Raw genomic sequence first — 26,223 nt, forward strand, 5'->3', positions numbered from 1 at the left:
GGGGGCCGCGGCGCCGCTTCGAGCCCGGCGGCGCACCGGAAGGGCGGTTCGCCGGGAAACGCCGGACAAGACGGCAGCGGACACCGGATGCTGGTGGCCGCGTCAACTCCGAGCGCCGGAAGGCGCATGCCGAGTGACAGGAGAGGCAGCCATGGGCCTAGAGTTCTTCGGAATCGACCCTGAGACCAACGAGGAAGGCTCGCCCACCGTCTGGGCGGACGTTGCTCGGCGTCGGCTCGTGATCCAGAGCGACACCGTCACCGGGGTCGAGTTCGCGGAGGTCAGCGAGACCGAGTGGGTTGCCGGCCACAAGGTCGGTGTACCTGCCCACGAGTCCGTGATCAGCGTCCCCGAGCGAATGATCCCCTTCGTCAGGAGGGCCTGCGATGCCATCGAACGTGCCGGACTTCAGGACCCTCCTCCGGGAGACGAAGAAGTCGGCCGTGCATCTGGAGATGCGTGATCAGTACAGCGTCACCGACGAGGCCGACCAGTTCGCCGCGTGGAAGGCCGGGCACCGGTACTCCGTGGAGAACCGGGCCGAGTGGTGGCATCCGTTCCACGACTTCGTGGTGGAGACCGTCGCCCGTGGGGTGACCATCCGGCGCGCCCGGATCGTGTCGGAGCCGGTGTCCGAGTACATCCGCTACGAGCACTCCCACACGTTCACCAACATCGCGGCCGGCGAGGAGATCCGATGGCTGCCCCGGAGCCGGGCACTGGACCTCGCGTTGCCGGGAGCCGACTTCTGGATGTTCGACAGCCGGATCGTGCGGTTCAACCTGTTCACCGGTGACGGCGAGTGGGCGGATCCCCGGAACGTGATGACGGAGGAACCGGCGGTTGTGGAACTGTGTACGAAGGCTTTCGAGGCTGTGTGGGAACGGGCAGTACCCCACGAGGACTTCGAGGTCTGAGTCGGTTCCGAACCACCGGGTGGGCAGCACATGTCATCGTCGCCTTCGTCCAGTGTCGTGGCAGCGCGGAAGGCCGTCGCCGACCAGTTGGTCGAGATCCGCAAGGACGCCGGGCTCAACGGCGGTGAGCTGTCCGTCCTGTGCGGTTGGCACCCGGCCAAGACCTCTCGCATCCAGTCCGGCAAGGCCGCTCCCTCGGAGGGCGACATAAGAGCCTGGTGCACCGCCTGCGGGGCCGACGACCGGATCCCCGACCTGATCGCGGCATCGCGTGCCGCCGACTCGGTGTACCAGGAGTGGAGGCGCCGGAACGGCTCCGGCATGAGGCTCGCCCAAGAGAGGGTCATCGGCGACTACGAGCGCACGAGGCTCTTCCGGATCTACGTGTCGAACGTGCTCCCCGGCCTCTTCCAGACCGCCGGGTACGCGACGGCGCTCCTGCAGTCCATCACGGACTTCCAGGGCACGCCGAACGACGTGGCGGCAGCCGTACCGGCGCGTCTGGCGCGGGCGCGGCTCCTGTACACCGGGGCACGGCGGTTCGCGGTCCTGATCGAGGAATGGGTGTTGCGCACCAGGATCGGCAGTGCGGAGGACATGGCCGCCCAGCTCGGCCACCTGCTCACCCTGATGTCGCTGCCGTCCGTCTCCGTCGGGATCATCCCGGCCGGCTGCCCGCGCGCCGTCTGGCCCCTTGAGGCCTTCTACCTGTTCGACGATCAACGGGTGGTGGTGGAGACCCTGACGGCGAAGGTCAACGTGCTTCAGCCCCGGGAGGTCACGGACTACATCCGGGCCTTCAGGGGCCTGTCCGACATGGCCGTGTACGGGGCGGAGGCCAGGGCGCTGACTGCCGCCGCCCGTGCCTCCTTCGAGTGATGAACCGCAAGAAGGCGCAAGTTCGTTGAACGCGTTGCGCCGACGTCCCTACGGTCTGTCACGTACTCACCGCATCCTCCCGCCCCGACTGTGGCGGGAGGGCGGCAGCACGGCGACGACGAGGAGGTCGGCATGGACATCGACGGAGGCCACGGCGGCGGAGGAACAGGTGGCGGCGAGGGGGACAAGCACCCCGGAACCCCGTGGACGCCGCCGTCCGACCCGCCGTCCCCCGACGGCACCACGCCGCCCGGCGACGGGGAACACCGCAAGTGACGCTCGCACCCGAGCAGCAGGGCCGCCCCGCGCCGGGGCGGTCCTTCCCCGTCGCCGACGCCTGGGCGCCGGCCTTCGACGCCGTCCCACGCGAGCTGTTCCTGCCGGACCTGGTCTGGGCGCACGACATGGCCACCGGCACCAGCCGCCCCGTCGACCGGACCGCGGACGAGGCCGGCTGGCGGGCGGCGGCCGCCGCGGACATCCCGATCGTCACCCAGTGGGACGACGGCGCACACCGGGGCGTCGAACCCGGCACGGTCCCGACCAGTTCCGCCTCGATGCGCTCGCTGGTCGCCTCCATGCTGGACGACCTCCAGGCCGAGCCGGGGATGCGGGTGCTGGAACAGGGCACCGGCACCGGCTGGAACGCCGCCCTGCTCGCCCACCGGCTCGGCGACGCGAACGTGACCACGATCGAGATCGACCCACAGCTCTGTGCCCGGGCCCGGACCGCGCTGGAGCGGTCCGGCCACCGGCCGCGGGTCGTCTGCGGGGACGGCGCCCTCGGCTGGAGGAACGGGGCGCCGTACGACCGGGTCACCGTCACCTACGGGCTGCGCGCCGTCCCACGGGCATGGGTCGAGCAGACCCGCCCCGGCGGCCTGATCCTGGCGCCGTTCGGCACCCACTACTCCAACGCCGACGCCCTGGCGCGCCTCACCGTCCACGGCGACGGCACCGCGTCCGGCCCGTTCCTACGGCCGGTGGAGTTCATGAAGATGCGCTCCCAGCGCCTGCGGTGGCCGCGGAACCCGGCTGCGGGCGGCACGGTCACCGAGAGCGCCACCGCCGCCGTCCTGCCGTCGCACGGCAGGTTCGACCCGTTCCCGTTCGCCGTCGGCCTGCGCCTGCGCGACGTCGTCCACGCGGTCCAGCCGCACGACGACGGGGCCCGAACCCTGTGGCTCTACTCCCTGACCGCCCCGGCCTGGGCCGCCGTGACCTTCCGCGAGGGCGAGGACGCGCACCAGGTCCGCCAGTACGGCGCCCGCCGCCTGTGGGAGGACTTCGAGCAGGCCCTCACCTGGTGGCACGAGGCGGGCGAGCCCGGCGTCGAGCGCCTCGGACTCACCGTCACCCCGCACGGCTGGCACGCCTGGTTGGACGACTGCGCCCAGCCACTGTGACCGCCCGGCGCCGCGAGCCCGCCTCGCGGCGCCGGGCCCCTCACCACCACCGCACGGGAAGCCCCGACGGGCCCCGCCGGCCCGCCCACCCACGACGCCCGGGGCAAGCACACCCGCGGTCAGCCGGTGGTGAGGTGGGCGGTGAAGAACGCGGCGAGCTTGTCGACGGCGGGGGCGACGTACTGCTCGCGGTCGTAGAGGTCGACGTGGCCGGCGCCCTCGATGCGGTGGAGCTCCTTGGGGCCCGTGGCACGCTGGTGGGCCTCGACGGCCATCCAGGCGGTGACGGCGTGCTCGCCGATGATCTGGAGGATCGGGCGGGGGCCGATCAGCGGGACGGCGAGGAAGGCGTCGTGCAGGGCCATCCGGTCGACGCTCTCCCACGCGAGGGTCTTCGCGGAGCGTTCGTGCCACCCGCGCGGGGTGCGGTAGTACGCGAAGCCGTCGGCGCCGTGCCGGCCGCCGAGCGCGAGGGCCTGCTCGGCGGTCTCCGGGAACACGCTCAACGCCCCGGGGTCCTCGCCGCGCGCGGCGGCGCTGCGGGCCGCCGCGGCCGCCTCCAGCAGCGCCCGGAAGACGGCCGGGTCCTGGGCGCCGTCGGCGCCGAGGCGGAACTGGCGGGCGGGCTCGGCGGTGGACACCGCGGCCACGGCCCTGACCCGCGGGTCCGCGCCGGTCGCGGCCAGCGCGTAGGCGCCCGAGGCGCAGATGCCCAGCAGGCCGATCCGCTCGGCGTCGACCTCGTCGAGGGCCGTGAGGTAGGAGACCGCGGCCTTGAAGTCCTCCACCCGCTGGGCTGGGTCCTCCAGCCCCCGCGGCAGACCGCCCGACTCGCCCTGGAAGGCGGCGTCGAAGGCGAGGGCGACGAAGCCGCGCTCGGCCATCCGCCGCGCGTAGGTGCCCGACGCCTGCTCCTTCACACCGGTGCCGGGGTGGCCGACCACGAGCGCCGGCCGCGGGCCCGGAGCCGGCGCCTGAGGGGTGTAGAGGTGGCCGGCGAGGCTGAGGCCGGCGCTGTCGAAACGGACGGTGGTCCGGGGCATGGGGAACTCTCCAACGAGACGGTGGCGGGGGGCGTGACGTACCCGCACGGGGCCCGGGGCCCCGCCCTGCCGGGCACGCCTCCACGGTCCGTCACCCGCCGCCCGCGCGGCAGAGCCGGATCCGTGCCCGGGAAAGAACCTGCCCCCCTCGGACCCCTGCCGCCACCCTCCCGGCACGACGACACTGGACGCCATGACCTCGGACTCCGACCCCCGGGCGCTGGGCGCCTTCCTCAAGGCCCGCCGGGCCCAGCTGACCCCGCGGGAGTGCGGCCTCCCCGAGACGGGCACGCCCCGCAGGGTCGCCGGGCTGCGCCGCGAGGAGGCCGCCGGGCTCGCCGCCATCAGCGTGGACTACTACACACGGCTCGAACAGGGCCGGGTCCGGGCGTCCGCACCCGTGCTCGTCACGCTGGCCCGCGCCCTGCGCCTGGACGACGACCAGCAGAGGTACCTCTACGAGCTCGCCGGCCGCACCGACGCCCGCCCGCGTCCCCGCCGGCCCGTCCAGCGCCCGCGCCCGGCCATGGGGCGCCTGCTCGACCAGCTCACCGGCACGCCCGCGCTCGTCCTCGGCCAACGCCTGGACGTCCTGGCCTGGAACCCCGCCGCCACGGCCCTCTACACCGACTTCGCCGCCGTCGCGGCCCACCGGCGCAACTACCTGAGGCTGCTGTTCACCGACCCGGTGGTCCGGCGGCTGCACCGCGACTGGTCCCACGACGCCCGGCAGGCCGTCGCCGCGCTGCGCATGGAAGCCGCGGCCGACCCCGACGACCCCGCCCTGGCCCGACTCGTCGGCGACCTGTCCCTCCAGGACGCCGACTTCCGCACCTGGTGGGCCGAGCACCGGGTCAACAGCGCCGGCCACGGCACCAAGCACTACCGCCACCACCTGGTGGGGGACCTCACCCTCGACTGCGACACCTGGGCCAGCCCGGACGGCTCCGGGCAGCGCCTCATGGTCCTGACCGCCGAACCCGGCAGCCCCTCCCACGACGCCCTGCGCTTCCTCACCTCGTGGACCGCCGCCCGGCCGCCGGCCGCCGAGCGTGCGGAGCCCCCGGCACGGTGAGCCCCCGGAGTGGGAAGTCGGCGGGTCCGACTTCCCACTCCGGGGGCTCCCGCCGTCGTCGCCGCCGGGGGTCAGTAGCCGGCGTTCGCCCGGTCGTTGAACCAGCCGGGCAGGTTCGGCCACCACTCGCCGGCGCCCGCGTCGAAGGTCAGGCCGTCGCCGGACAGGTGCACGACCTGGCCGGAGTGGGCGGACCAGCTCCTCAGCGAGGAGACCTTGTGGTTGACCAGGACGGGGAAGACCGTCCAGGTCCCGATCGGGAACTCCCAGCAGTCGCCGGAGTAGTTGTAGTCGGTGAACACCTGCGCGTACCCCGACTGCCCGTAGTGGACGCAGTTGCCCGCCGCCTGGGCGCCGGGCGCGGCGGCGACGCCCAGCACTCCCGCCGCGGTGGTGAGGGCGGCGACGATCCCGGCCTTGAGCCGGGGCTTCCTGGGTATCGCGGGCATCTCGGTCTTCTCTCGTGGCGGGGCGGGCTGCTGTCGCAGACGATGATGGTCGGTCACCCGGCCGCCGTCCAGGAGCTGTTCAGGGTGTGGACCGGTCCCTGGCCGGCTCCTGGACGGCGGCGGCGACCACCCGGCGGTGGCTAGCCGACGCTGACGGCGGACCAGGCCGCGGCGACCGCGTTGTACTCGGTGCTGCCGGTGCCGTACAGGTCGCGGGCCGCGTTCAGGGAGGCGGTGCGGGCGTCCTTGTAGGTGGTGGTGGAGGTCATGTAGACGGTCAGCGCGCGGTACCAGATCCTGGCGACCTTCTGGTTGCCGACGCCCGTCACGGTGGAGCCGTTACAGGTGGGGCTGTTGTAGGCGACGCCGTTGACGGTCTTGCTGCCGCTGCCCTCGCTGGCGAGGTAGAACCAGTGGTTGCCGACGCCCGAGGAGCGGTGCACGTCGAGGCCGCCGACCGTGCTGCTCCAGCAGTCCGCCGAGCGGCCGTCCAGCGAGGGCTTGTCGAAGCGGCGCAGCCACGGCGGGGTGGACTGGTCGCTGAACAGGTAGTCGGGGGTGTCGATGCTGTTGTCGGCGTACCACTCGACCATGGTGCCGAAGATGTCGCTGGTGGCCTCGTTGAGGCCGCCGGACTCGCCGCTGTAGCGCAGGTTGGCGGTGGCGGCGGTGACGCCGTGGGTCATCTCGTGGCCCATGGTGTCGAGGTCGACCTGCTCCGGGTCGGTGGTGCCGTTGCCGTCGCCGGTCATCATGCAGAAGCAGGTGTTGGACCACACGGCGTTGTCCCACCGGGTGCCGACGTGGACGAAGACGGTGGCGGCCGCACCGTCGTTCCGGATGCCGTTGCGGCCATGGACGTTCTTGTAGTAGTCGTACGTCCAGGCGGTGTTGGCGTGGGCGTCGACGGCGGCGGTGGAGCGGTCGGTGGAGAACTTCCTCCCGTCGCCCCAGACGTTGGTGGTGCTGGTGAACCTGGTGCCGGAGCTCGCCGTGAGGGAGCCGTAGGCGACGTTGTTCGCGTCCTTGGTGACGTGGCCGCGGACCGGGTCGGTCAGGGTGTAGCCGCTGGTGATCGGGGTGGTGTCGATGCTGATCCTGCCGGTGTACTCGGAGTTCCCGGTGCCGGTCGCCTGGGGGTCGGCGTCGTAGGCCTCGATCGGCTCGTCGGTGACGGCGTCGGTGACGACGACCCGTCCGGCGGGCTGGCCGTGGTCGCCGCTGCCCCGGACGGTGGTGCGCCAGGCCAGGCGGGGCGTGCCGTCGGCGGCCCAGACGACCAGTTCGGGGGTGCTGACGGCGCCCTGGACGCCGGGGGAGGCGGCGAGCGCGTGCGCGGCGCCGGCCTGGGCGGGCACCGCGGGGACGGTGGACTTCACGGACGGGTCGTGGGCGGCCGCCCGGCTGGAGCCGTTGAACCCGCCCCTGGCGTCCTGGTGGACGACCAGGTCGCCGCCGACCACCGGCAGGCCCTGGTAGGTGCGGTCGAAGCGCACGTGCGAGGCGCCGTCGGCGTCGAGGACGACGTCGGTGGGCAGGAGGTCCTGGCTCGGACCGAAGCCGAACACCTCGGCGTTGTCGGTGACGTTGACGACGGCCCGGGCGATCGCGGTGTCCCGCGCGCCGGGGGCGGGGGAGGCGGAGGCCGCGGTGGTGGGGATCGTGAGGGCGGCGAGGGCGGCGACGACCGCCACGGCCAGGGCCGCGCGGCGGGGGCGGGGGAAGGGGGTGGTGCACACTCTGGCTCCAGGTGGTAGCGGTGCGGGAGAAGAGCTACCACCGAGAGTGACGACGACCCGTCAGCTCTGCCAGAGGATGGGACATAACGTTGCCAAGTCGTGCTTTCGTGTCCAAAGTTGTGGAACGGCACGAATCAACCCACGCTTCCGCCGCGGCGATCGAACACCGCTCGGCGGGGACGCCCCGCGGGGAACGCCGCCCCGCGGATCGTGGCAGGCCTGTTGCGCACGAAGTGACGCAGCTCACAGCCGTCCGGCGGCGGGCATGATCGACTCGACCGATGCGCCAGTCCGACACACCCCGCCGCCCGCTGACGGGCCGTCACGCCGCCGCGCCCGCCCTGGCCGCCGCGACCGCCGCCCTGCTGCTCACGGGCTGCGGCACCACGGTGACCACCGGCTCCGGCGGCGGCGCCCCGGAGGCCTCCGGCACCCCCGGGGCCTGCGGCGCCCCGACGCCGCGTCCGACGGGCGCCGGGGCGGAGCCGACCGGGCGCGCCCAGGGCGGAGTGCGGATCACCTCCGTCGGCCCGGCCTGCGCCGAGTACGAGGTAACCAACCCGAACGGCGAACCGCACGACGTCACCGTGGTGTTCAGCCTCCGCTCGGCCGAGGGGGCCGCGCTGGACAACCTCTCCCGGACCGTCACCGCGCTGGCCCCCGGCGCCACCGAGAAGGGGCGGATCGACCTGAACGGGACACCGGGCCGGCTCGGCGAACCCGCCCTCCCGAGCGAACCCGCCCTCCCGGGCCGGCCCACCCCGCGGCCCGGCCCCCGCGCGACCAAGGCGGAGATCCTCCGGGTCCGCAGCGTCCCCACCGCCGAGGCACCCGGCGCCGCCGGCACCTGCCCGCCCTCCGGCCTGCGGCTGTACGCCGACGAGGGCGACGCCGCGATGGGCCTGCGGGTGGTCGGCCTGCACCTGCGCAACTGCGGCACCGCCACCGTCACCCTCGACGGCTACCCCCAGGTGCAGCCGCTCGACCTCGACCGCAAACCCCTGGACGGGGTGCGCGTCCTGCGCGGCGGCGCCGAGATCGCCACCGGCACCGGCGCCGACGCCCCGCCCCAGAAGTTCGCCCTGCGCCCGGGGGAGGGCGCCCGCTCCACCCTGGTGTGGCGCAATACCACCGACCTCGGCCCCGAACCGCTCAACGCCCCCTACGTCCGGGTACGCGCCACCCCCGACGCGGCCCCCGTGACGGTCGCCCCGGAACTCGACCTCGGCACCACCGGCCGCCTCGGCGCCGGCGCCTGGGTCAGGGAGGACGCGAACGAGCAGCGGCCGTCGACGCCCCCGAGGCCGTGACGACACTGTGATCGGACCGTCGTCGAGCGTCGCGACCAAGATCACTACCGTACGTCGGTATGCATCACACCGATCCTGACCCGAAGCCCCTGCAGGACGCGGTCGGCCAGAGCGTCTTCGCCCACGAGTCCGCCCGCTGACCCGGCCGGCCCGACCCGGCCGGCCCGGCAGGCCACGTCGGTCGCGGCGGCCCGCGCGGAGCCGGCGGCCCGGCACGCTCCCCCGTGGCGCGCCGGACCGCCGGCCTGGAAACGGAACTCGGCGTTCCGCCGCGCGGTGTTCCCAGGAGGAGCATGTCAGGGCGGCGCCCCCGCCGTGTTGGCACCGGGTGGACAGTTGTTGGCACCGGGTGGACTGCTCCGGCTTTCCCGCCCGCCCGTGCGGACGGCGTGCTGGCCGGGTGCCTGCGGCGTGGGGGTTCCGCGCCCGCCCGTGACGGCCCCTACGGCTGCCCGGCCCCGGCCCCGGCCCCGGCCAGGGCCCGGCGGCGGTGCTCGCGGGGCGAGAGGCCGTACGCGGTCCGGAAGGCGCGGCTGAACTCGGCGGCGCGGGGCAGCCCGCAGCGGGTGGCGACGGCGTGCACGGGCAGGGCGCGCAGCGCGGGGTCGGCGAGGTCGCGGTGGGCCCGCTCCAGCCGCCGGCGGCGGACGAAGGCGGCGACGGTCTCGCCGTCGGACTGCCGGGTGAACAGGCGGTGCAGGTAGCTGACGGAGATGTGGTGGGCGGCCGCGATCACGGCGGGCGTCAGCTCGGGGTCGTGCAGGTGGCGTCCGATGAAGGCCCGGACGTTCTCGACCAGGGCCCGCTGCCGGGTGTCGTCGGGCACGGCGGCCTCGGCGTCCAGTTCCCGGGCGAGCCAGGCGGACACCAGGTCGACCACGACCCCGCCCAGCCGGGGCGTCTCGACGGGGCCCAGGAGGGCCGCCTGCCGGTCGAGGCCGACGAGGAACTCCGAGAGCAGCGCGCAGGTGCCCTCCCGGGAGGAGAAGCCGCGGCCCAGCAGCTCGTGCACCCGGTGCGGCGGCAGCGGCAGCAGGGCGGCGGGGAAGTCCACGCCGACGGCCTCGATCCGGCGCTCCGCGGGGGCTCGGCCGCGGGTGTCGAAGGCCCGCAGGTCGAACGGGTGGGAGCTGTCGAGCATGTGCAGGTTGCCCGGCCCGAAGGTCTCGGTGCCCCCGGTGTCGCGGGTCAGGGCGAAGCTGCCGTCGAGCAGCAGGGTCAGGTGGAACACCCCCCGGTCCGAGCGCCGTACCCGGCGGGCGGTGCGCTGGAAGCGGGTCGGCGGGAAGGAGGTCCGCAGGAGGGTCACCGGCCCGAGCTCCAGGCGCCGCATCTCCGCCCGGAAGTCGTCGCGGTGGACGCTGGTCACCTCGCTGTCCCGGGTGCGGCTGACCAACTCCCGCCAGCAGTCGAACCGTTCCTTCTCGGGCACGCCCTCGCTGCGGAACGCGCTCTCCGGGCTCGTGGCCACCGTCCGTCCTTCCCTTCCGGGGTCCGTCCCCTTCCCGCCCGGCCGGGCTCCCCTTCCCCACCGGTTGTCACCGGCTCCTCGCAGCCGGTGACACCGAAACCTACAAGGTCAGACCGGGTGCGCCGCGCCCGGCCCCGGGCTGCGGCCGCCCGCCGCGGCACCCCCGGTGAACCGCCCGCCGCCCGGCCCCCGTTGGCATGAACGCGGGGACCTGGTGGTCCCGCTCCCATCCCGGACGGTGGGCGGGCCCCGGGCCCGTACGGCCGTCGACGACACCGTGCCGCGGCCGGCCCAGAGCGCGCCGCAGCGGAAAGAGGGGAACGATGAGGAAGAACCGGACGGTCGGGCGCGCCCTGTCCCTGGTCGGCGCCGCGCTGGCGCTGGCCTCGGTCACCGGGCTGATGACGGCCACCAGTGCCTCGGCCGCCGACGACTGGAGCTGCGCGCGCAACCCGCGCGGCTGGGACCACATGAACTAGGTGCGCCTGCAGAACGACGCCAACGTCGTCGTCTACCGGCCGCACGACGGCAGCAGCCCCTGGACGCCGGTCTGGTCCTCGTACAACGGCCGTGTCGGCACCTGCTGACAGCCGCCGGGCCCGGGGAGTCGGTGGGCGGTTTCCCCGGGTGATCCGGCACCGTCCGTCGCGCCCGTCGGAGCCGACGGCGACCTCGACGCCGTCCCCGTTGGCATTGCGTCGAGGCCCGCACTCCGGTCGTCAGCGCAGCAGCACCCGCAGGCTGAGCAGTCCCCGGTGCCGCGGGTTCTCCTGCCACCGCGCGGCCGCGGCCGGTTCGGCCAGGCGCAGGGCCGGGAAGCGGCGCAGCAGTTCGCTGAAGGCGACCTCGGCCTGGAGCCGGCCCAGTTGTGCGCCGAGGCAGTGGTGGATGCCGTGGCCGAACGCGAGGTGGCGGGTGGCGTCCGGGCGGGTGATGTCGAAGCGGTCGGGGTCGGCGAAGACGGCCGGGTCGCGGTTGGCGGCGAGCAGCGCGATCTGGACGAACTCGCCGGCCGGGATCGTGGTGCCGGCGATGGTCACCGGCTCGGTCGTGCGGCGGAGCGACGCGATGCCGAACGGGCTCTCGTAGCGCAGGACTTCCTCGATCGCGCCGGGAAGGAGCCGCGGATCCGCGCGCAGCGCCGCGAGTTGCTCGGGGTGGCCGAGCAGGGCGTGGACGCCGTTGGCGATCAGGTTGACGGTGGTCTGGTGGCCGGCGATCGCGAGCAGGAACGCCATCGAGGTGATCTCGGCCCCGGTCAGCCGGTCGCCCTCCGCCTGGGCGGCGAGCAGGTCGGAGATCAGGTCGTCGCCCGGGTGGGTGCGCTTGTGGTCGACCAGGGCGCGCAGGTAGTGCGCCATGCCCTCGGCGGTCTCCACCGAGACCTCGCCGTCCGCCCCGCCGCCGTCCTGCGGGCCGGCCTCGACCGCGTTGCCCCGGACCTGGAGGTTCTCCCGTTCGGCCTGCGGCGCGCCGAACAGCTCGAAGACCACCGCGAGGGGCAGCGGCAGGGCGAACTCGGCGATCAGCTCGGCCGATTCGAGGCCGTCCAGCTGGTCCAGCAGTGCGCCGACGTGGCGCTCGACCATCGGCCGCAGGGCCGCCACCCGCCGCCCGGTGTACGCCTGCCGGACCAGCTTGCGAAGCCGGGAGTGCTCCGGGGGGTCGGAGTTGAGCATGTGCGTCATCAGGTCGCGGCCCGGGCCGCCCTCGGAGTTCCCGACGTGCCGGGCGAACGCCTCGGTGACGGCCTTCTTGCTCAGCCGGGGGTCGGCGAGGGCGGCCCGGCACTCGGCGTGGCCCGTGACGACCCAGCCTTCGAGCCCGGCCGCGCCGCCGAACCGGACCTTGCGGACGCCGCCCTCGGTGCGCCAGCGGCGGTACGCGGAGTGCGGGTCGGCGTAGAACCGGCCGTCGGCGAACTCCGTCCCGGCGGCCCCGCGTTCGGCGCCCCGGAGGTCGGTGCGCGGGAGGTCGGTGCGCGGGTGGTCAGCGGGCATCGCGTGCCTTCAGGACGCGGACCTCGCTGACGCCGAGCAGGCCGAGCAGCGGCACCTTGGCGGTGCGCTGCCCGGGGTCGACGACCAGGCCGGCCTCCCGGATCCGGTCCAGCAGCAGTTCGGCGAGCGGCATCACCATGTGCCGGCCCCAGCAGCGTTCGGAGGAGTGCCCGAACGGCAGGTAGCCGGGAGTGGCGTCCGGGTCGAGGTGGTCCCAGCGCTCCGGGCGGAACTCCTCCGGGGCCTCCCACAGCGCCGGGTCGCGATGGGAGAGCAGCGGCAGCACGAGGACGTCGTCGCCCGCGCCGATCCGCGGGTCGAGCGCGGGGTACTCGGGCGATGCGCGGCGCAGGATGTTCCACGACGGCGGCAGCAGGCGCAGTGACTCGAGGATGATGTTGCGGTTCGGCGTGCTGTCGTCGAACGGCGCGCCGAGCCACAGCGCGTTCGCGACCAGGGTGGAGATGGTGAAGCAGACGGGTGCGGCGGCTCGGCGGTACATGCCCATCGCGTACCGGCGGTCCTGGTAGCCGGGCGCCTTCGCGGCCAGCTTCCCGAGCGCGGTGAGGTCGTCGCCGGGCTTGGGCCCGCCGGGCAGTGCGGCGCCGACCGAGATCACCAACCAGGTGAGCAGCGGCGTCAGTTCGAGGTTGCGGCTCATCAGGATCCGCAGCCGGCGCGGGTCCCGGCCGAGGATGAGGTCGCGCAGGAAGAGGTGCCCGGTGAGCGGCCACGGACCGGACAGGTCGATGTTCTCCGGCAGCGGGGCCTTCAGCGCCTCGCGCACGTCGCTGCCGATCGTCCGCGTCACCGAGGACGCCTCGGTGCGGCTGATGGAACGTCCGTGCAGCGGTTTGAACGTGGGCCGTTCGATCTCGGTGGCGCGCCGCGCGGCGAGGATCCGGTCGGTGAGCGCGGGCCCGGCGACCCCGATCGTGTCGGGTTCGAGCCGGACGGCGTCCTTGCCCAGATGGTCCCTGAGCAGGGCCTCGAGCCGGGGGGAGAGCACGGTGTTCCGCGCACGGGCGGAGGCGGGTGAGAGTGCCATGTGAGGTCTCCGAGACATTGCCGGGGCCGGTCTCCGCCCCCGCCCCGGCCCGGTCTCCCGGCGGAGGCCGCGAGCGGGCGGAGGCGGGGGCGGATCAGCTGTTCAGGTACCGGAGGTACCGATCGGCCGGCTTAGTACCAGATGTACCAGGCGCTGGCCTTCAGGCTCTTCTTGGCGAAGGACGCGTCACGGATGGAGAACAGGATCTTCATCATTTGGGTCTCCCTTGGTTGCCAGGTGGCTGAGTGGACGTAAGGCCGCTCTGCAGTTGCCCTACGGACCTCTCCACGCGGCCGGGCCCCCACCGGGTTCACTCCGGCAGCGCCGCTCGGCGGGGGACCCGCGGAAGACGGGGGCCCCGGACTGCTACGGCCGGCCGGCGTCCGGGGCACCGAGGGCGAGGGTGAAGCTGAACCGGTCGCCGCGGTAGAGGGCGCGCACCTGCTCCAGCGGGCGCCCCGCCGCGTCCAGGCTGCGGCGGTGCAGCAGCAGCATCGGCAGCGCCGGCGGGGTGCCGATCAGCAACGCCTCGCGCGGGGTGGCCAGCACCGTCTCGATCCGCTCGTCGGCCGCGCCCAGGCGCACCCCGTGCTCGCGCAGGTAGCCGTAGAAGGACCCCTCGGGGTCGAAGTCCCGCTCCAGCGCGGGCACCCGGGCGACCGGCACGTACGTGGACTCCAGCCCGACGCGCTCCTCGTCCGCGCGCAGCACCCGCTCCAGGTGCCACAGCGGCTCGCCCTCGGCGACCTCCAGCAGCCGGGCCGTCGACGCGTCGGCGGGCAGCCGCTCCAGGGCGATCAGGGTGCGGCCGGGGCGCAGGCCCTGGCGCGAGAGGCCCTCGGTGTAGCTGCTCAGCGACAGCGGCTGCTCGATCTTCGGCCCGGCCACCACCGTGCCCCGGCCCAGGCGGCGCAGCCGGCCCTCCAGCAGCAGCTCGCGCAGCGCCTGGCGCACGGTGGCCCGGGCGACGCCGTGACGCTGCGCCAGGTCGGCCTCGGTGGGCAGCCGCCCGCCCGGGCCCAGCTCGGCGATCAGCTCCTCCAGGCGGGCCTTGACCAGGTAGTACTTGGGCACCCGGCCGTGCTCGGGAACGCCGGCGCGGGCGGGTTCGGGGCCGGGCCGGGGGATGGGGCGGTTCACCGCGCAAGCCTACCGAGCGCCCTCCGGGCCGACTCCCGTCCGGCCGATCCCGTCCGGGCCGAGCCCGCGCCCCCGCGCCGAAGATCACGAAAACGTAACGGGTCTGGTCTGAATTTCGGCGGTTGTTCATACAACCGTGGACTCGGTGAGGGCGGCCCCTCGTCCGCCCGCCCCATCCTCACTCCCGGTGCAACCGCACCGCGCCGCCGACCAGTTGGGAGCCCTCCGTTGCGCACCTCCCGATCCACCCGCACCGCCGCCCTCGCCGTCGCCCTCGCCGCCGCCACCACCGCCGCCGGGCTGAGCACGCCGTCCGCCACCGCCGCCACCAACGCCGCTCCGGCCGCCCTGGCCGCCGCCGGCGACCCGTACAACGGCCTGCCGAACGGCACCAAGCAGGCCAAGACCCTGGTCATCGGCATCGACGGCACCCGCTACGACAAGCTGCTCACCGCCGACGCCCCCAACCTCAAGGCCCTGATGGCCGGCGGCCTGACCGCCACCAGCAACCTCTACGCCAACCCGATGGCCCCCACCCTCTCCGGCCCCGGCTGGTCGACCATCGCCACCGGCGCCTGGCCCGACAAGCACCTGGTGAAGGACAACGCCTTCACCGGCGCCCGCCTCGACCTCTACCCCGACTTCGCCACCCGCCTGGAGAACGCCGACCCCGCCACCTCCACCCTGGTGGTCGGCTCCTGGAACCCCATCGCCGGCAACGTCTTCAACGGCCGCGCCGACCTGCGCCTGCAGGAGAGCGAGAACGACGCCAAGGCCGCCGCCGACGCCGCCGACTACCTCGCCCACGGCAACCCCGACACCACCTTCCTGCACGTCGACCAGGTCGACGAGGCCGGCCACAACCACGGCGGCGCCAGCACCGAGTACCTGGCCGCCCTGCACTCCGCCGACACCCTCGTCGGCCAGGTCCTCCAGGCCGTCAAGTCCCGCCCCACGTACGCCTCGGAGGACTGGCTGATCCTCGTCACCACCGACCACGGCCACACCGACGCCGGCGGCCACGGCGGCAACAGCGCCAACGAGCGCCAGACCTTCCTGATCGCCGACGGCGCCGGCTACACCCCCGGCTCCCGCCGCTACGACGTCAAGCCGGTCGACATCGCCCCCACCGTCCTCAAGCACGAGGGCGTCCCCCTCGACCCCGCCTGGAAGCTCGACGGCCGCCCCATCGACGAGATCACGCCCGACGCCTTCGACGCGCTGCGCCCGAGCCTGCAGGCCCGCGCCGACGAGAGCGGCATCCCGGCCGCGGTCAAGGGCTGGACCCACACCCCGCCGGCCGGCTGGAGCATCGACAACTCCCGCATGCCCAGCGGCGGCGTCACCGAGTGGCGCGGCTGGGCCTTCGCCACCGACGAGTTCTGGACCGCCGCCCAGCTCGGCCAGTCCCGCGAGACCGACGTGCGCGCCCGCAACGTGTTCGCCGTCGCCGACTCCGACGAGTGGGACGACAAGGCGCACGGCGCCGGCCAGTTCGACTCCACCCTCGTCAGCCCCGCCCACCCGGTCTCCGGCGCGAGCCGCGGCCTGCTCTCCTTCGCGACGAACTACAAGGTCGACGGGCCGCAGACCGGCGACGTGTACGTGGTCTTCGACAACGGCGCCCCGCAGCTGGTGAAGTCCTACCGCAGCGACCTCAACACCGTCGAGAACCTCCCCGTCACCGTCCCCGCCGGCGCCACCACCGCCCGCTTCCAGTTCCGCTACACCGGCACCAACAGCGCCTTCTGGACCGTCGACCAGGTCGCCTTCACCACCTCCTGACCCCCACGGCGTGCAGGCGGGGGAGGGGCACCGGGCCCCGCCCCCGCCCGCGGCCGGTCCCGGCCCCCCTTGCATTGCCACGCGTGTGCAACTATTGTTTCTGCATGTAAGGCGCGCCTGCACCAATTCATCGGTGCGTGCGCAACCCCGGCGGCGCCGTTCCCCGCGCCCGACTGCTCCGCAAAGGCACTGTCATGTCCCTGAAGAAGATCCTTCCAGGCAAGCTCGGCTTCGGCACCGCCCCGCTCGGCAACATGTTCCGCGCGATCCCCGACGTCGAGGCCCTGGCCACCGTCGAGGCCGCCTGGGAGCACGGCATCCGCTACTTCGACACCGCCCCGTTCTACGGCGCCGGCCTGTCCGAGCAGCGCCTGGGCGAAGTCCTGTCCGCCAAGCCGCGCGACGCGTACGTGCTGTCCACCAAGGTCGGCCGGGTCATCCTCGACGAGGTGGAGGAGGGCGAGCGCGACCTCGGCGAGAAGGGCGGCCTGTTCGAGCACGGCAACCCCCACAAGATGCTCCACGAGTGGACCGCCGAGGCCACCGAGCGCTCCGTCGAGGACAGCCTCAAGCGCCTGGGCACCGACCGCCTGGACATCGTCTGGGTCCACGACATCGCCCAGGACTTCCACGGCGACCAGTGGCTCCAGAAGTTCGAGGAGGCCCGCACCGGCGCCTTCCGCGTCCTGTCCCGCCTGCGCGACGAGGGCGTCATCAAGGCCTGGGGCCTGGGCGTCAACAAGACCGAGCCCATCGAGCTCACCCTCGCCCTCGACGAGCCGCAGCCCGACGGCTTCCTCCTCGCCGGCCGCTACACCCTCCTCGACCACGACCACGCCCTCCAGCGCCTGCTGCCGATGGCCCAGGAACAGGGCGTCGAGATGGTCGTCGGCGGCCCCTACAGCTCCGGCATCCTCGCCGGCGGCACCCACTTCGAGTACCAGGCCGCCCCGCCCGCGATCCTGGAGAAGGTCGCCCGCCTGAAGGACCTCACCGCCCGGCACGGCGTGTCCATCAAGGCCGCCGCCCTCCAGTTCTCCCTCGCCCACCCCGTCACCGCCGCCGTCATCCCCGGCGCCACCAAGCCCAGCCGCATCGCCGAGGACACCGCCGCCCTCGACGAGAACGTCCCGGCCGCGTTCTGGCAGGACCTGCGCGCCGCCGGCCTGGTCAGCGAGACCGCCCCGCTCCCGAACAACGCCTGACCCCCACCACCCCGGCACCACCAGGAGAAGCGATCATGGCCTCCACCTCCGTCAGCCGCACCGTCCCCGCCACCCCCGAGCAGGTCTGGGCCCTCATCGGCGGCTTCGACGCCCTGCCCGACTGGCTCCCGTACATCCCCGAGAGCACCGCCGTCGAGGGCGGCCGCGTCCGCCGGCTGAAGAACCCCGAGGGCGAGCTCATCGTCGAGCGCCTCGTCGACTTCAACGAGACCGAACGGCAGTACAGCTACGCCATCCTCCAGGCCCCCTTCCCGGTCGACGGCTACGTCTCCACCCTGCGCGTCCACGCCGTCCCCGGCCGCGACGACCTCGCCGAGGTCCAGTGGTCCGGCCGCTTCAACCCCAAGGGCGCCACCGAGCAGGAGGTCATCGACCTGTTCACCGGCATCTACGCCGACGGCCTCGACGCCCTGAACAAGACCCTCGTCGGCTGAGCAGGGCCCCTGTATCCCCGCAGTGCCCGCCCCCACCGGTGACCGGCCGGGGCGGGCACCGCCACGCCACCCACGAAGGACGCGTCATGGAAACCTCCCGGCTCGGCCGCCCGCCGCTCCCGGCCCCGCGGCCTCCCCACGGGCCCGCGCCCGGGCCCATGTCCGTGTCTGTGCCCGGGCCCGTGCCGACCGAGCCCCCGGCCGACGCGGCCTGCCCCCCGGCCGGCCCGGGGACGTGGGCGGCCACGATCCTCGTCTGCCTCCTCGCGGGAGCCAGCCCGATCATCGGCTTCCTGAGCTTCGCCCACTGACCGTGCCACCGCCCCGCCCGGCCGCTACGCCCGGGCGGCGCCGGCGTCCTGCTCGACGTGGCGCCGGAAGTCCTCCAGGTCGTCGATCACCCGGCGGTCGACGAAGCCGAGCGCCTCGGCGAGGCGTTCCCAGATCCCGTGCGGCTCGACCTCCAGCTGGAGCATCACCCGGGTGGTCCGGTCGTCCACCGGGTGGAAGGTGACCACACCCCGGTGCCGCACCGGCCCGGGGCCGCTGTCCCAGGCCATCCGCTCCCGCGCCACCAGCTCCGTCGTCACGGCCTCGAACTCCCGCGGCCCGGCCGCGGTCCGCACCACCATGCTCGCCCCGCGGTCCGACCGGTCGACGCTGACCACCCCGCGCATGAACCGCGGGAACTCCTCGACCCTCACCCAGTTCCCGTAGACCGTGTCGAGCGGTGCCGACACCTCGACGGACTCCTCGATCCGGTGCATGGCTCCTCCTCCTGACCTCTCGCCACCGGCCGCCCGCGGCGGCTCCCTGCTGCGCGGCTGCCCGCTGCGCGGCCCGGTATGCACCCGCGCCCCCGCACCCCGGCGCCCCCGCGGCCGCGCCCGGAGCCCCGCCCGCCGACGGGTGCGCCGGTGTCGGTGCTGGTCAGGGCCGGTCGGCGGTGTATAGCCTGACGGGGCGTCGGGCCGCGCCAGGATGACGGAAGTTCGCCGACGAACCCTCCTCGGCGACGGCGGCGGCACCCCCGCGCCGGATCCGCCGACCAGGCCAGGACGTCCTGGAACAACCGCAGGGCCGGAAGGGGCAGTGACGTGGACTACGGACTGATGTCATTCGGATCGGCGCTCGGGGAGCCCGTCGCCGTCGCGGACGTGGCCTCCGAGTACACCGAGGACGTCGAGCGCGTCCAGGCGTACGGCTACCGCACCGTCCACCGCAGCCCGGACGGGGTCGGGCTCACCGACCTGGCCGTCGACGCCGCCCGGGCGGCCCTGGACGAGGCGGGCACCGACCCCGCCGACCTGGACCTGGTGGTCCTCGCGATCACCGACATCCCCGAGTACCTGTACTGGGACCCGGCCGCGGCCCTCCAGGACCGCCTCGGCGCCCACCGCGCCGAGGCGGTCCTGGTCGGCCAGGGCTGCGTCAGCGGGATCACCTGCTTCGACCTGCTCGCCGGCCGCTTCGCCACCCACCCCGACTACCAGCGGGCCCTGGTCGTCGGGGCGCACCGGACGTGCGAGCCCTACTGGAACCGGATGTACACCAACTCGCTGCTGTTCTCCGACGGCGCCGGCGCCGCGGTGGCCGGGCGCGGCCACCCCGAACTGCGCTGGCGGGCCGCCGAGACGATCAGCGACGGCCGCTACGCCGACCTGTTCCGGATGGAGGAGGGCGGCGCGGCCGCCCCCTTCCGCGGCGGCCGGGCGCCCGCCCCGGCCCGCGACGCCTGGGGCCTGATGGAGTTCTTCGACTACGACACGGAGCGCTTCCAGGAGTTCATCGGCCTGATGGGCGAACGGGTGCACGAGGTGGTCGCGCGGGCCTGCAAGCGGATCGGCGCGTCCGTCCAGGACCTCGCCAGGGTGGTGCTGCTCAACGACAACCTCGCCACCCTGACGAAGCTGGCCGACCGGCTCGGCGTCCCGGTGGAGCGCACCAACCTCGAAATCTCCCTGGAACGGGGCCACTTCGGGGCCGCGGACCACCTCCTCGACCTCCAGTACCACCGCGCGGCCGGGCACTTCGGCGACGGCGACCTGATCGCCCTGGCCGGCATGGGGCGCGGCATGCACTGGAGCTGCACCCTCCTGGAGTGCTGACCGGCCGGCCACCCCGGTCCACGACCACCAGGGACCCGCTAGCAGTATCAGTGTCAGTGGCGGCCGCCATGATTCCGCCATGACCGACACCGCAGCCCCGCTGTCCTCCCCGTCCGCGTACGCCGACGCCGTCGCCACCGCCGTCCAGGCCGCCGCCGCGTACTACGCCGACGGCGCCACCCCGCTCGGGGACGACGAGTACGACGCGCTGCTGCGGGCCATCGCCGCCTACGAGGACGCCCACCCCGGCCAGGCGCTGCCCGACTCGCCGACCGGCAAGGTGGCCGGCGGCGCCGCCACCGGCGACGTCCCGCACAGCGTGCCGATGCTCTCGCTGGACAACGTGTTCTCCGCGGAGGAGCTGGAGTCCTGGGCCGCCGGCCTGGAACGGCGCCTGGGCCGGCCCGTCACCGCCTGGTGCGTGGAGCCCAAGCTCGACGGCCTCGCCGTCGCCGCCCGCTACCGCGCCGGGCGCCTGCGGCAGGTGGTCACCCGCGGCGACGGCCTCGCCGGCGAGGACGTCACCCACGCCGCCGCCGACATCCTCGGCCTGCCCGCCGAGCTCACCGAGCCCGCCGACATCGAGCTGCGCGGCGAAGTCCTGCTCACCCAGGACCAGTTCGAGCACGCCAACCGGGTGCGCACCGAGCACGGCGCCACCCCCTTCGCCCACCCGCGCAGCGGCGCCGCCGGCACCCTGCGGGCCAAGGACCGCCCCTACCGGATCGAGCTGACCTTCTTCGCCTACGACGCCGTCGGCCCCGAAGGCCTCGCCCACAGCGCCCTGCTGGAGCACCTCGCCGCCCTCGGCGCCAACACCGCCGCCGCCACCGCGGCCCGTCCGCGGCACTGCGCGGGCATCCCGGAGGTGCAGCGGCGCATCGACGAGATCGCCGCCCTGCGCTCCGAACTGCCCTTCGGCATCGACGGCGTGGTGGTCAAGGCCGACCTGGCCGCCGACCGCGCCGAGGCCGGCTCCGGCTCGCGCGCCCCGCGCTGGGCGGTGGCCCGCAAGCTGGCCGCCCAGCACAAGGTCACCCGGCTGCTCGGGGTGGAGTGGAACGTCGGCCGCACCGGGATCATCGCCCCGCGCGCGGTCCTCGAACCGGTGGTGATCGACGGCGTCACCGTCACCTTCGCGACGCTGCACAACCCCGCCGACATCGAACGGCGCGGGCTGATGATCGGCGACCAGGTCTTCGTCTACCGCGCCGGCGACGTGATACCCCGGGTGGAGGCCCCGGTGCTCGACGCCCGCACCGGCGCCGAGCAGCCGATCGCCTTCCCCGAGGCCTGCCCGCGCTGCGGCGACGCCATCGACACCGCCGAACAGCGCTGGCGCTGCGTGCGCGGCCGCAACTGCCAGGCCGTCGCCTCCGTCCTCTACGCGGCCGGCCGCGACCAGCTCGACATCGAGGGCCTCGGCGGCACCCGCGCCGTCCAGCTCGTCGAGGCCGGCCTGGTCGCCGACCTCGCCGACCTGTTCACCCTCACCCGCGAGCAACTGCTCACCCTGGAGCGGATGGGGGAGACCAGCGCCGTCAACCTGCTCGCCGCGATCGCCACCGCCCGCACCCAGCCGCTCAACCGGGTCTTCTGCGCCCTCGGCATCCGGGGCACCGGACGGACCATGTCCCGCCGGATCGCCGCGCACTTCGGCAGCATGGCGGCGATCCGCGCCGCCGACGCCGAGACCCTGGCCGGCGTCGACGGCATCGGCGCCGAGAAGGCCCGCGTCGTCGCCGCCGAACTCGCCGAGCTCGCCCCGCTGCTGGACCGCCTCACCGACCTCGGCGTCGGCACCGCCGTCACCACCCCGACCGCCCCCGCGGCGGCGGGGGAGAACGGCGCCGGCGACGGGGACGACGGCGGCCCGCTGGCCGGCCAGGCCGTCGTCGTCACCGGCAGCATGAGCGGCGCCCTCGCCGACCTCTCCCGCAACCAGATGAACGAACTGATCGAACGCGCCGGCGGCAAGGCCTCCTCCTCGGTCTCCAAGCGCACCACCCTGCTCGTCGCCGGCGAGAAGGCCGGCTCCAAGCGCGCCAAGGCCGAGGAACTCGGCATCCGCATCCTCACCCCCGAGGAGTTCGCCGCCCTGGTGGCCTCCCACCTCGCCGCCTGACCCGGCGCCGGCGGACAGCCAGGGGAAGCGGCCGGGGGGCTGACGGGGTGCGGGGCACCCCCGAGAAAACTCGGATACCGGCGTGCCCGAAGCATCGACAAGGATGACGTCGCACTCCGTACGCACCCCTGCGCGGGGCGTGCGCATCCGTCGCGGACGCGCACGCCCCGGCCCCTTTCCGCGACCGCTGGAGGAGCCCAGATGACCACCACCCGCAGGACACGCCGGCGCACCCTCGCCGCCTCGGCCACCACCGCCGTCGCCGTGGGCCTGTTGGGCCTCGGCGCCGCCCCCGCCGCCCACGCCGACACCCTCCCGACCTTCTGCAACCCGGCCGTGGACCAGACCACGACGGAACCCTTCAACGTGCAGGTCACCCCCAAGGTCACCGACTTCCTCATCGTCAACGTCGCCGCGGGCACCACCGGACAGCACAGCGACACCCTGACCAGGATCAGCTCGGTGAGCACCACCGTCGACAACCGGACCGAGATCACCGCCACGGCGAGCGCGCTGTTCCTCAAGGTCCAGGCCAAGGTCGGCTTCTCGGTCCAGACGACCACCTCCAGCACCACCAGCCAGACCGTGAGCGACACCTGGAACCTCAACTCGCCCGGACGGTACGGCCTCTACCGCGGGACCCGGGTCGTCACCGGCCAGTACGTCAACCGCGTCTGCGCCCAGACCGGCCCCACCACCGGCATCTGGGTCACCTCCCAGCCCACCCCGGGGACGTTCACCACCTACGAGGCACCGGAGATCGGCTCGGTCGGCTGCGCGCCCGCCGAACCGGCCGGCACCGTACGCCGGGCCGCCCAACTCCTCATCAGCAGCTGCTGACCGGCCCACCGACCCGACGACGACGGAGGAACCCGTGACCAACCCCCTACGACACGCGAGCGTCCGCCCCGGCACGGCACTGCGCGCCCTCGGCGCCGCCGCCCTCGCCCCACTGGCCGGCCTCACCCTGCTCGCCGCCCCCGCGTCGGCCGAGACCCGGGCACCGGCCTCGACCGAGTGGCACGGCTACGTCTGCGACGACGGCTACTACCGGATCAGGACGCCGTTCAACCAGCTCGTGGAGAGGAACCAGTACAGCGCCTGGGGGCAGGCCGTCCAGAACCCCGACACCGGCGGCTACAACCAGCAGTGGAAGCTGTGCCACTACAAGGACGACAACCAGTCCTTCATCTTCCGCAGCCGGCGCAACGAGAACGAGTGCCTGGGCATCTGGAAGCAGAACCCGAACGACAACGGCGAAGGACTGGGCGACTCCGCCAACTTCAACGTGTTCGACTGCTCGGGGTGGATCTACGGCAACCAGATCTTCCACCTGCTGTACCCCACGCCCGGCTCCAACCAGGTGGTGCTGCGGATCGGGCACAGCGGCAGCTTCGCCGCCGTCTCCGACCAGGCCGGCAGCGCGGGTTCGGCCGTGGCCCAGTACGCCTACCGGGCCACCCTGTTCACGCTGGACCACCTGGCCGCCTGACGGCCCCGCCCCGCCCGGGGGTCCGGCTGCGCCGGGCCGGACCCCCGCGGCGTACGGCCCCGTGGCGTACGACTCCGGGGGGAGAGGGGGCCGGGAACGGGCTCCCGGACGGCCCGGGCCCCCGGTACCGGGGTGTGAGGGCGGCCTCGTCCCGTGCGCGGACGACCCGACCCGGTCGCGGATGGTCGGCTGGAGGCCTGCCGGGAAACCCCGGAAAACCCCTCCCAGCGACAGGAGTTCCTCGTGAACGCGCACGATTCCCACCGCCCCGGCCGCCCCCGCCGGAGCGCCGCGCGCGGCCGGATCGCGCTGGCCGCCGTCGTCGGCGCGCTGGCGGTCGGGGCCGCTGCTCCCGCCGGTGCCGTGGCCGCCGACGCCGGCCCCGCCGCGGCGCGGCGGCCGGACACCGTCCAGAAGAACCTGGACGCCCTGGTACGGGACTTCGCCATGCCCGGCGCGCTGGCCGCCGTCACCGGCCGGGACGGACGCACCCGCAACTACACGGCCGGGGTGGGCGATCTGGCCACCCGGGCCAAGGTGCCGGTGGACGGCCAGGTGCGGATCGGCAGCAACACCAAGGCCTTCACCGCGGTGGTCGTGCTGCAACTCGTCGAGGAGGGGAAGGTGGCGCTCGACGAGCACGTCGACACCTACCTGCCCGGCCTGCTGCGCGGGGACGGCATCGACGGCGCGGCCATCACGGTCCGCCAGCTCCTCCAGCACACCGCCGGCCTGCCCAACTACACGAAGTACCTCGACCTCACCGGCCCGCTGGACCGGTACTACGAGCCCCGCGACCTGCTCGACCTCGCGCTCGCCCACAAGGCCGACTTCGCCCCGGGCACCGGCTGGCAGTACAGCAACACCGGCTACCTGGTCGCCGGGATGATCATCCAGAAGATCACCGGCCGGCCGGTGGGCGAGGAGATCACCCGCCGCGTCATCGACCGGATCGGCCTGCGGCACACCTACTTCCCGACCCCCGGGGACACCACCGTGCACGAGGCCCACCCCAGGATCTACCACCGGCTGACGCCCGGCGCCCCGCTCACCGACGTCACCCGGCAGGACCTGTCCTGGGGCTGGGCGGCGGGGGCGATGGTCTCCACCAACACCGACCTCAACCGCTTCTACACGGAACTGCTCGGCGGCCGCCTGCTCGGCCCGGAGCAGCTCGCCCAGATGCGCACCACCGTCGCCACCGACGGGAGCCTGGGCGAGGGCGCCCGGTACGGGCTGGGCCTGGCCTCCTACCGGCTGTCGTGCGGCCCCGGCGTCTACTGGGGCCACGGCGGCGGCCTGCCCGGCTCCGTGACCTTCGGGGGCGTCACCGAGGACGGCCGCGCCGCGAACTTCGCGGTGACCACCACGCCGTCCGAAGCGGCCGTGCCGCGGCTCACCGCCGACGTGGACGCGGCCCTCTGCAAGTAGGCCGCCGGACCGCGACCGGCGCCGCAGGGCCGGGGCGGGGAGACCGGCCGGCCTCCCCACCCCGGCCCTGCGGCCCTACTGCGGGTTGCCGTTGGCGGCGAGGCGGGCGCTCATCTCGGCGTGGGCCCGCGCGGAGCGGGTGTTGGCCGGGTCGTGGACCAGGCGCAGGTAGTCGTAGAGGATCCGCACGCACTCGTCGCGGGTCGAGCAGGGGGCGTCGGCGGCCAGGTCGAGGCCCCGGGTGACCTCCATCAGCCTGCCGTCGGCCGCGGCGTACACCGGGTGCCACACGAGCCGCACCGCCGGGTCGAGCGCCATGACCACGCGCAGCTGCGGCACCTCCTGCGCGATCAGCACGCTCTCCGGGTCGTACGCCCGCAGGAAGATGTGGACGGGGCCGCGGGCGCGGCTCACGAAGGCCTTGGACAGGACGTTCCACATCGGCGTCTTGAGCATCCAGTCCGGGGTCAGGGTCAGCCTGTCGACCACCCCGCCGAAGGCGGTGGCCTCCAGCGGGGTGTGGCCCTTGGCGAGGGCGTAGTCGCTGACCTCCCGGCCGCCCGACCACAGGGCCAGCGTCGGCGTGCCGATCTCCAGGTAGTCGCCGACGACCTGCACCAGCTCCTGGTACCAGCTGTTCGACGCCCGGTGGTCGCGCTGGGCCTGGCGCTCGGTGTACCGCGCCATGGCCTCGTCGTTGAGCCGCCCCTGCTCGGCGATGCCGCCGAGGACGAGCTGCCAGGCGACCTCCGTGACGTCCGGGGGAAAGCCCGCCCGGGCCATGTCCGCGCGGAACGTGGCCCACTCGCCGTGCCCGGCGGGGTCGGCGGCGTCGCGCCGCGCCTGCTCCCTGACCCCGTCGGCCGCCTGGCGCTGCAGCCGGCGGGTCACCGCCGCGTTGCCCACCGTCCGCTGGAGGTCGGCGAGTTCGCCGGGGCGCGGCGCCCGGGCGGGGGCGGCGGGTGCCGGCGCCCGGCCCCGCGCCGTACGCCTGGCCGGTGCGGCCCCGGGCGTCGGCGCCACCGAGTGGGTCGCGGTCTCTCGCACGCTCGGGCCCTCCTGCGTCGCTGCGCGGCACACCGACCCTACGGCCCCCGCGCGGCTCCCGCGAGGGACGAAAGGGCACCGGCGGGGCAGTGGCCGGC

The 26,223-nt window shown here is 74.2% G+C and carries 26 protein-coding genes; 16 read left to right on the forward strand and 10 right to left on the reverse strand.

Annotated features, from left to right (window positions below; genetic code table 11):
- Positions 1–151: 151 nt before the first annotated feature.
- The 5 genes from ACFY0X_RS15950 (at position 152) to ACFY0X_RS15970 (ending at position 3,202) form a co-directional block, all read left to right on the forward strand.
- The gene (locus ACFY0X_RS15950; protein ID WP_387754486.1) at positions 152–463 is read left to right on the forward strand and encodes a hypothetical protein; all 312 of its coding nucleotides are present in this window, start codon (positions 152–154) and stop codon (positions 461–463) included.
- Positions 387–917 carry a DUF6879 family protein gene (locus ACFY0X_RS15955; RefSeq protein WP_387754488.1) on the forward strand — a complete coding sequence of 177 codons (531 nt, stop codon included), beginning with the start codon at positions 387–389 and terminating at the stop codon, positions 915–917. The genes ACFY0X_RS15950 and ACFY0X_RS15955 overlap by 77 nt, the downstream gene beginning before the upstream one ends.
- A gap of 30 nt (positions 918–947) precedes the next feature.
- Positions 948–1,796 carry a helix-turn-helix domain-containing protein gene (locus ACFY0X_RS15960; protein ID WP_387754491.1) on the forward strand — a complete coding sequence of 283 codons (849 nt, stop codon included), beginning with the start codon at positions 948–950 and terminating at the stop codon, positions 1,794–1,796.
- A 132-nt stretch (positions 1,797–1,928) separates the two neighbouring features.
- Positions 1,929–2,072 carry a hypothetical protein gene (locus ACFY0X_RS15965; protein WP_387754493.1) on the forward strand — a complete coding sequence of 48 codons (144 nt, stop codon included), beginning with the start codon at positions 1,929–1,931 and terminating at the stop codon, positions 2,070–2,072.
- Entirely contained in the window at positions 2,069–3,202 is a 1,134-nt protein-coding gene (locus ACFY0X_RS15970; RefSeq protein ID WP_387754496.1) for a methyltransferase domain-containing protein, read from the forward strand. The genes ACFY0X_RS15965 and ACFY0X_RS15970 overlap by 4 nt, the downstream gene beginning before the upstream one ends.
- Before the next feature lie 119 nt (positions 3,203–3,321).
- On the opposite strand, the gene ACFY0X_RS15975 is transcribed toward ACFY0X_RS15970, so the two are convergent.
- Complete coding sequence (locus ACFY0X_RS15975) at positions 3,322–4,245, reverse strand: alpha/beta hydrolase (protein WP_387754498.1); 924 nt, start codon at positions 4,243–4,245, stop codon at positions 3,322–3,324.
- A gap of 193 nt (positions 4,246–4,438) precedes the next feature.
- Here ACFY0X_RS15975 and ACFY0X_RS15980 point away from each other — a divergent pair, with 193 nt between their 5' ends.
- Positions 4,439–5,320: a helix-turn-helix domain-containing protein gene (locus ACFY0X_RS15980; protein WP_387754501.1), complete on the forward strand. Its 882-nt coding sequence runs from the start codon at positions 4,439–4,441 to the stop codon at positions 5,318–5,320.
- Positions 5,321–5,391: 71 nt separating this feature from the next.
- Here the strand turns inward: ACFY0X_RS15980 and ACFY0X_RS15985 are convergent, their stop codons facing one another.
- A complete protein-coding gene (locus ACFY0X_RS15985; protein ID WP_387754504.1) occupies positions 5,392–5,769 on the reverse strand; it encodes a hypothetical protein in 378 nt (125 codons plus the stop codon).
- Between the two features lie 140 nt (positions 5,770–5,909).
- Positions 5,910–7,508 (reverse strand): M4 family metallopeptidase, encoded by a 1,599-nt coding sequence (locus tag ACFY0X_RS15990; protein ID WP_387754507.1) that lies wholly within the window; start codon positions 7,506–7,508, stop codon positions 5,910–5,912.
- A 281-nt stretch (positions 7,509–7,789) separates the two neighbouring features.
- Here ACFY0X_RS15990 and ACFY0X_RS15995 point away from each other — a divergent pair, with 281 nt between their 5' ends.
- On the forward strand, positions 7,790–8,818 hold the full coding sequence (locus ACFY0X_RS15995; protein ID WP_387754510.1) for a DUF4232 domain-containing protein: 1,029 nt from the start codon (positions 7,790–7,792) through the stop codon (positions 8,816–8,818).
- A 442-nt stretch (positions 8,819–9,260) separates the two neighbouring features.
- Here ACFY0X_RS15995 and ACFY0X_RS16000 read toward each other — a convergent pair whose 3' ends face one another.
- A complete protein-coding gene (locus ACFY0X_RS16000; RefSeq protein ID WP_387754513.1) occupies positions 9,261–10,289 on the reverse strand; it encodes a helix-turn-helix domain-containing protein in 1,029 nt (342 codons plus the stop codon).
- Positions 10,290–10,612: 323 nt separating this feature from the next.
- Between ACFY0X_RS16000 and ACFY0X_RS16005 the strand changes: the two genes are divergently transcribed.
- Positions 10,613–10,768, forward strand: coding sequence for a hypothetical protein (locus ACFY0X_RS16005; RefSeq protein WP_387754516.1), 156 nt, complete (start codon positions 10,613–10,615; stop codon positions 10,766–10,768).
- Between the two features lie 240 nt (positions 10,769–11,008).
- Here ACFY0X_RS16005 and ACFY0X_RS16010 read toward each other — a convergent pair whose 3' ends face one another.
- From ACFY0X_RS16010 to ACFY0X_RS16025, 4 genes are all read right to left on the reverse strand, one after another.
- A complete protein-coding gene (locus ACFY0X_RS16010) occupies positions 11,009–12,289 on the reverse strand; it encodes a cytochrome P450 (RefSeq protein WP_387754519.1) in 1,281 nt (426 codons plus the stop codon).
- Positions 12,279–13,337: a cytochrome P450 gene (locus ACFY0X_RS16015; RefSeq protein ID WP_387754522.1), complete on the reverse strand. Its 1,059-nt coding sequence runs from the start codon at positions 13,335–13,337 to the stop codon at positions 12,279–12,281. The genes ACFY0X_RS16010 and ACFY0X_RS16015 overlap by 11 nt, the downstream gene beginning before the upstream one ends.
- Positions 13,338–13,468: 131 nt before the next feature.
- Positions 13,469–13,552 (reverse strand): tryptorubin family RiPP precursor, encoded by an 84-nt coding sequence (locus ACFY0X_RS16020; protein WP_387754915.1) that lies wholly within the window; start codon positions 13,550–13,552, stop codon positions 13,469–13,471.
- A 151-nt stretch (positions 13,553–13,703) separates the two neighbouring features.
- Positions 13,704–14,477 carry a GntR family transcriptional regulator gene (locus tag ACFY0X_RS16025; protein ID WP_387754524.1) on the reverse strand — a complete coding sequence of 258 codons (774 nt, stop codon included), beginning with the start codon at positions 14,475–14,477 and terminating at the stop codon, positions 13,704–13,706.
- Between the two features lie 228 nt (positions 14,478–14,705).
- Here ACFY0X_RS16025 and ACFY0X_RS16030 point away from each other — a divergent pair, with 228 nt between their 5' ends.
- The 3 genes from ACFY0X_RS16030 to ACFY0X_RS16040 all read left to right on the forward strand — a co-directional run bounded on the left by ACFY0X_RS16030 (position 14,706) and on the right by ACFY0X_RS16040 (position 17,922).
- The gene (locus ACFY0X_RS16030; RefSeq protein ID WP_387754527.1) at positions 14,706–16,262 is read left to right on the forward strand and encodes an alkaline phosphatase family protein; all 1,557 of its coding nucleotides are present in this window, start codon (positions 14,706–14,708) and stop codon (positions 16,260–16,262) included.
- A gap of 194 nt (positions 16,263–16,456) precedes the next feature.
- Positions 16,457–17,467 (forward strand): aldo/keto reductase, encoded by a 1,011-nt coding sequence (locus ACFY0X_RS16035; protein ID WP_387754530.1) that lies wholly within the window; start codon positions 16,457–16,459, stop codon positions 17,465–17,467.
- 35 nt (positions 17,468–17,502) lie between these two features.
- The gene (locus tag ACFY0X_RS16040; protein ID WP_387754533.1) at positions 17,503–17,922 is read left to right on the forward strand and encodes an SRPBCC family protein; all 420 of its coding nucleotides are present in this window, start codon (positions 17,503–17,505) and stop codon (positions 17,920–17,922) included.
- Between the two features lie 335 nt (positions 17,923–18,257).
- Here ACFY0X_RS16040 and ACFY0X_RS16045 read toward each other — a convergent pair whose 3' ends face one another.
- Complete coding sequence (locus tag ACFY0X_RS16045; protein ID WP_387754536.1) at positions 18,258–18,689, reverse strand: SRPBCC family protein; 432 nt, start codon at positions 18,687–18,689, stop codon at positions 18,258–18,260.
- A 345-nt stretch (positions 18,690–19,034) separates the two neighbouring features.
- Here ACFY0X_RS16045 and ACFY0X_RS16050 point away from each other — a divergent pair, with 345 nt between their 5' ends.
- From ACFY0X_RS16050 to ACFY0X_RS16070, 5 genes are all read left to right on the forward strand, one after another.
- Positions 19,035–20,030 carry a 3-oxoacyl-ACP synthase III family protein gene (locus ACFY0X_RS16050; protein ID WP_387754538.1) on the forward strand — a complete coding sequence of 332 codons (996 nt, stop codon included), beginning with the start codon at positions 19,035–19,037 and terminating at the stop codon, positions 20,028–20,030.
- A gap of 79 nt (positions 20,031–20,109) precedes the next feature.
- Positions 20,110–22,155 (forward strand): NAD-dependent DNA ligase LigA, encoded by a 2,046-nt coding sequence (gene ligA, locus ACFY0X_RS16055; protein ID WP_387754541.1) that lies wholly within the window; start codon positions 20,110–20,112, stop codon positions 22,153–22,155.
- A gap of 201 nt (positions 22,156–22,356) precedes the next feature.
- Positions 22,357–22,995, forward strand: a complete 639-nt coding sequence (locus ACFY0X_RS16060; protein ID WP_387754544.1) for a hypothetical protein — start codon at positions 22,357–22,359, stop codon at positions 22,993–22,995.
- A 34-nt stretch (positions 22,996–23,029) separates the two neighbouring features.
- Positions 23,030–23,647, forward strand: coding sequence for an RICIN domain-containing protein (locus ACFY0X_RS16065; RefSeq protein WP_387754547.1), 618 nt, complete (start codon positions 23,030–23,032; stop codon positions 23,645–23,647).
- Positions 23,648–23,890: 243 nt separating this feature from the next.
- Positions 23,891–25,078: a serine hydrolase domain-containing protein gene (locus ACFY0X_RS16070; protein WP_387754550.1), complete on the forward strand. Its 1,188-nt coding sequence runs from the start codon at positions 23,891–23,893 to the stop codon at positions 25,076–25,078.
- Positions 25,079–25,153: 75 nt separating this feature from the next.
- Here ACFY0X_RS16070 and ACFY0X_RS16075 read toward each other — a convergent pair whose 3' ends face one another.
- Positions 25,154–26,125, reverse strand: a complete 972-nt coding sequence (locus ACFY0X_RS16075) for a hypothetical protein (RefSeq protein ID WP_387754552.1) — start codon at positions 26,123–26,125, stop codon at positions 25,154–25,156.
- Positions 26,126–26,223 lie beyond the last annotated feature (98 nt).

Source organism: Kitasatospora sp. NPDC001547, assembly GCF_042894165.1.
In the GTDB taxonomy this organism is placed as follows: domain Bacteria; phylum Actinomycetota; class Actinomycetes; order Streptomycetales; family Streptomycetaceae; genus Kitasatospora.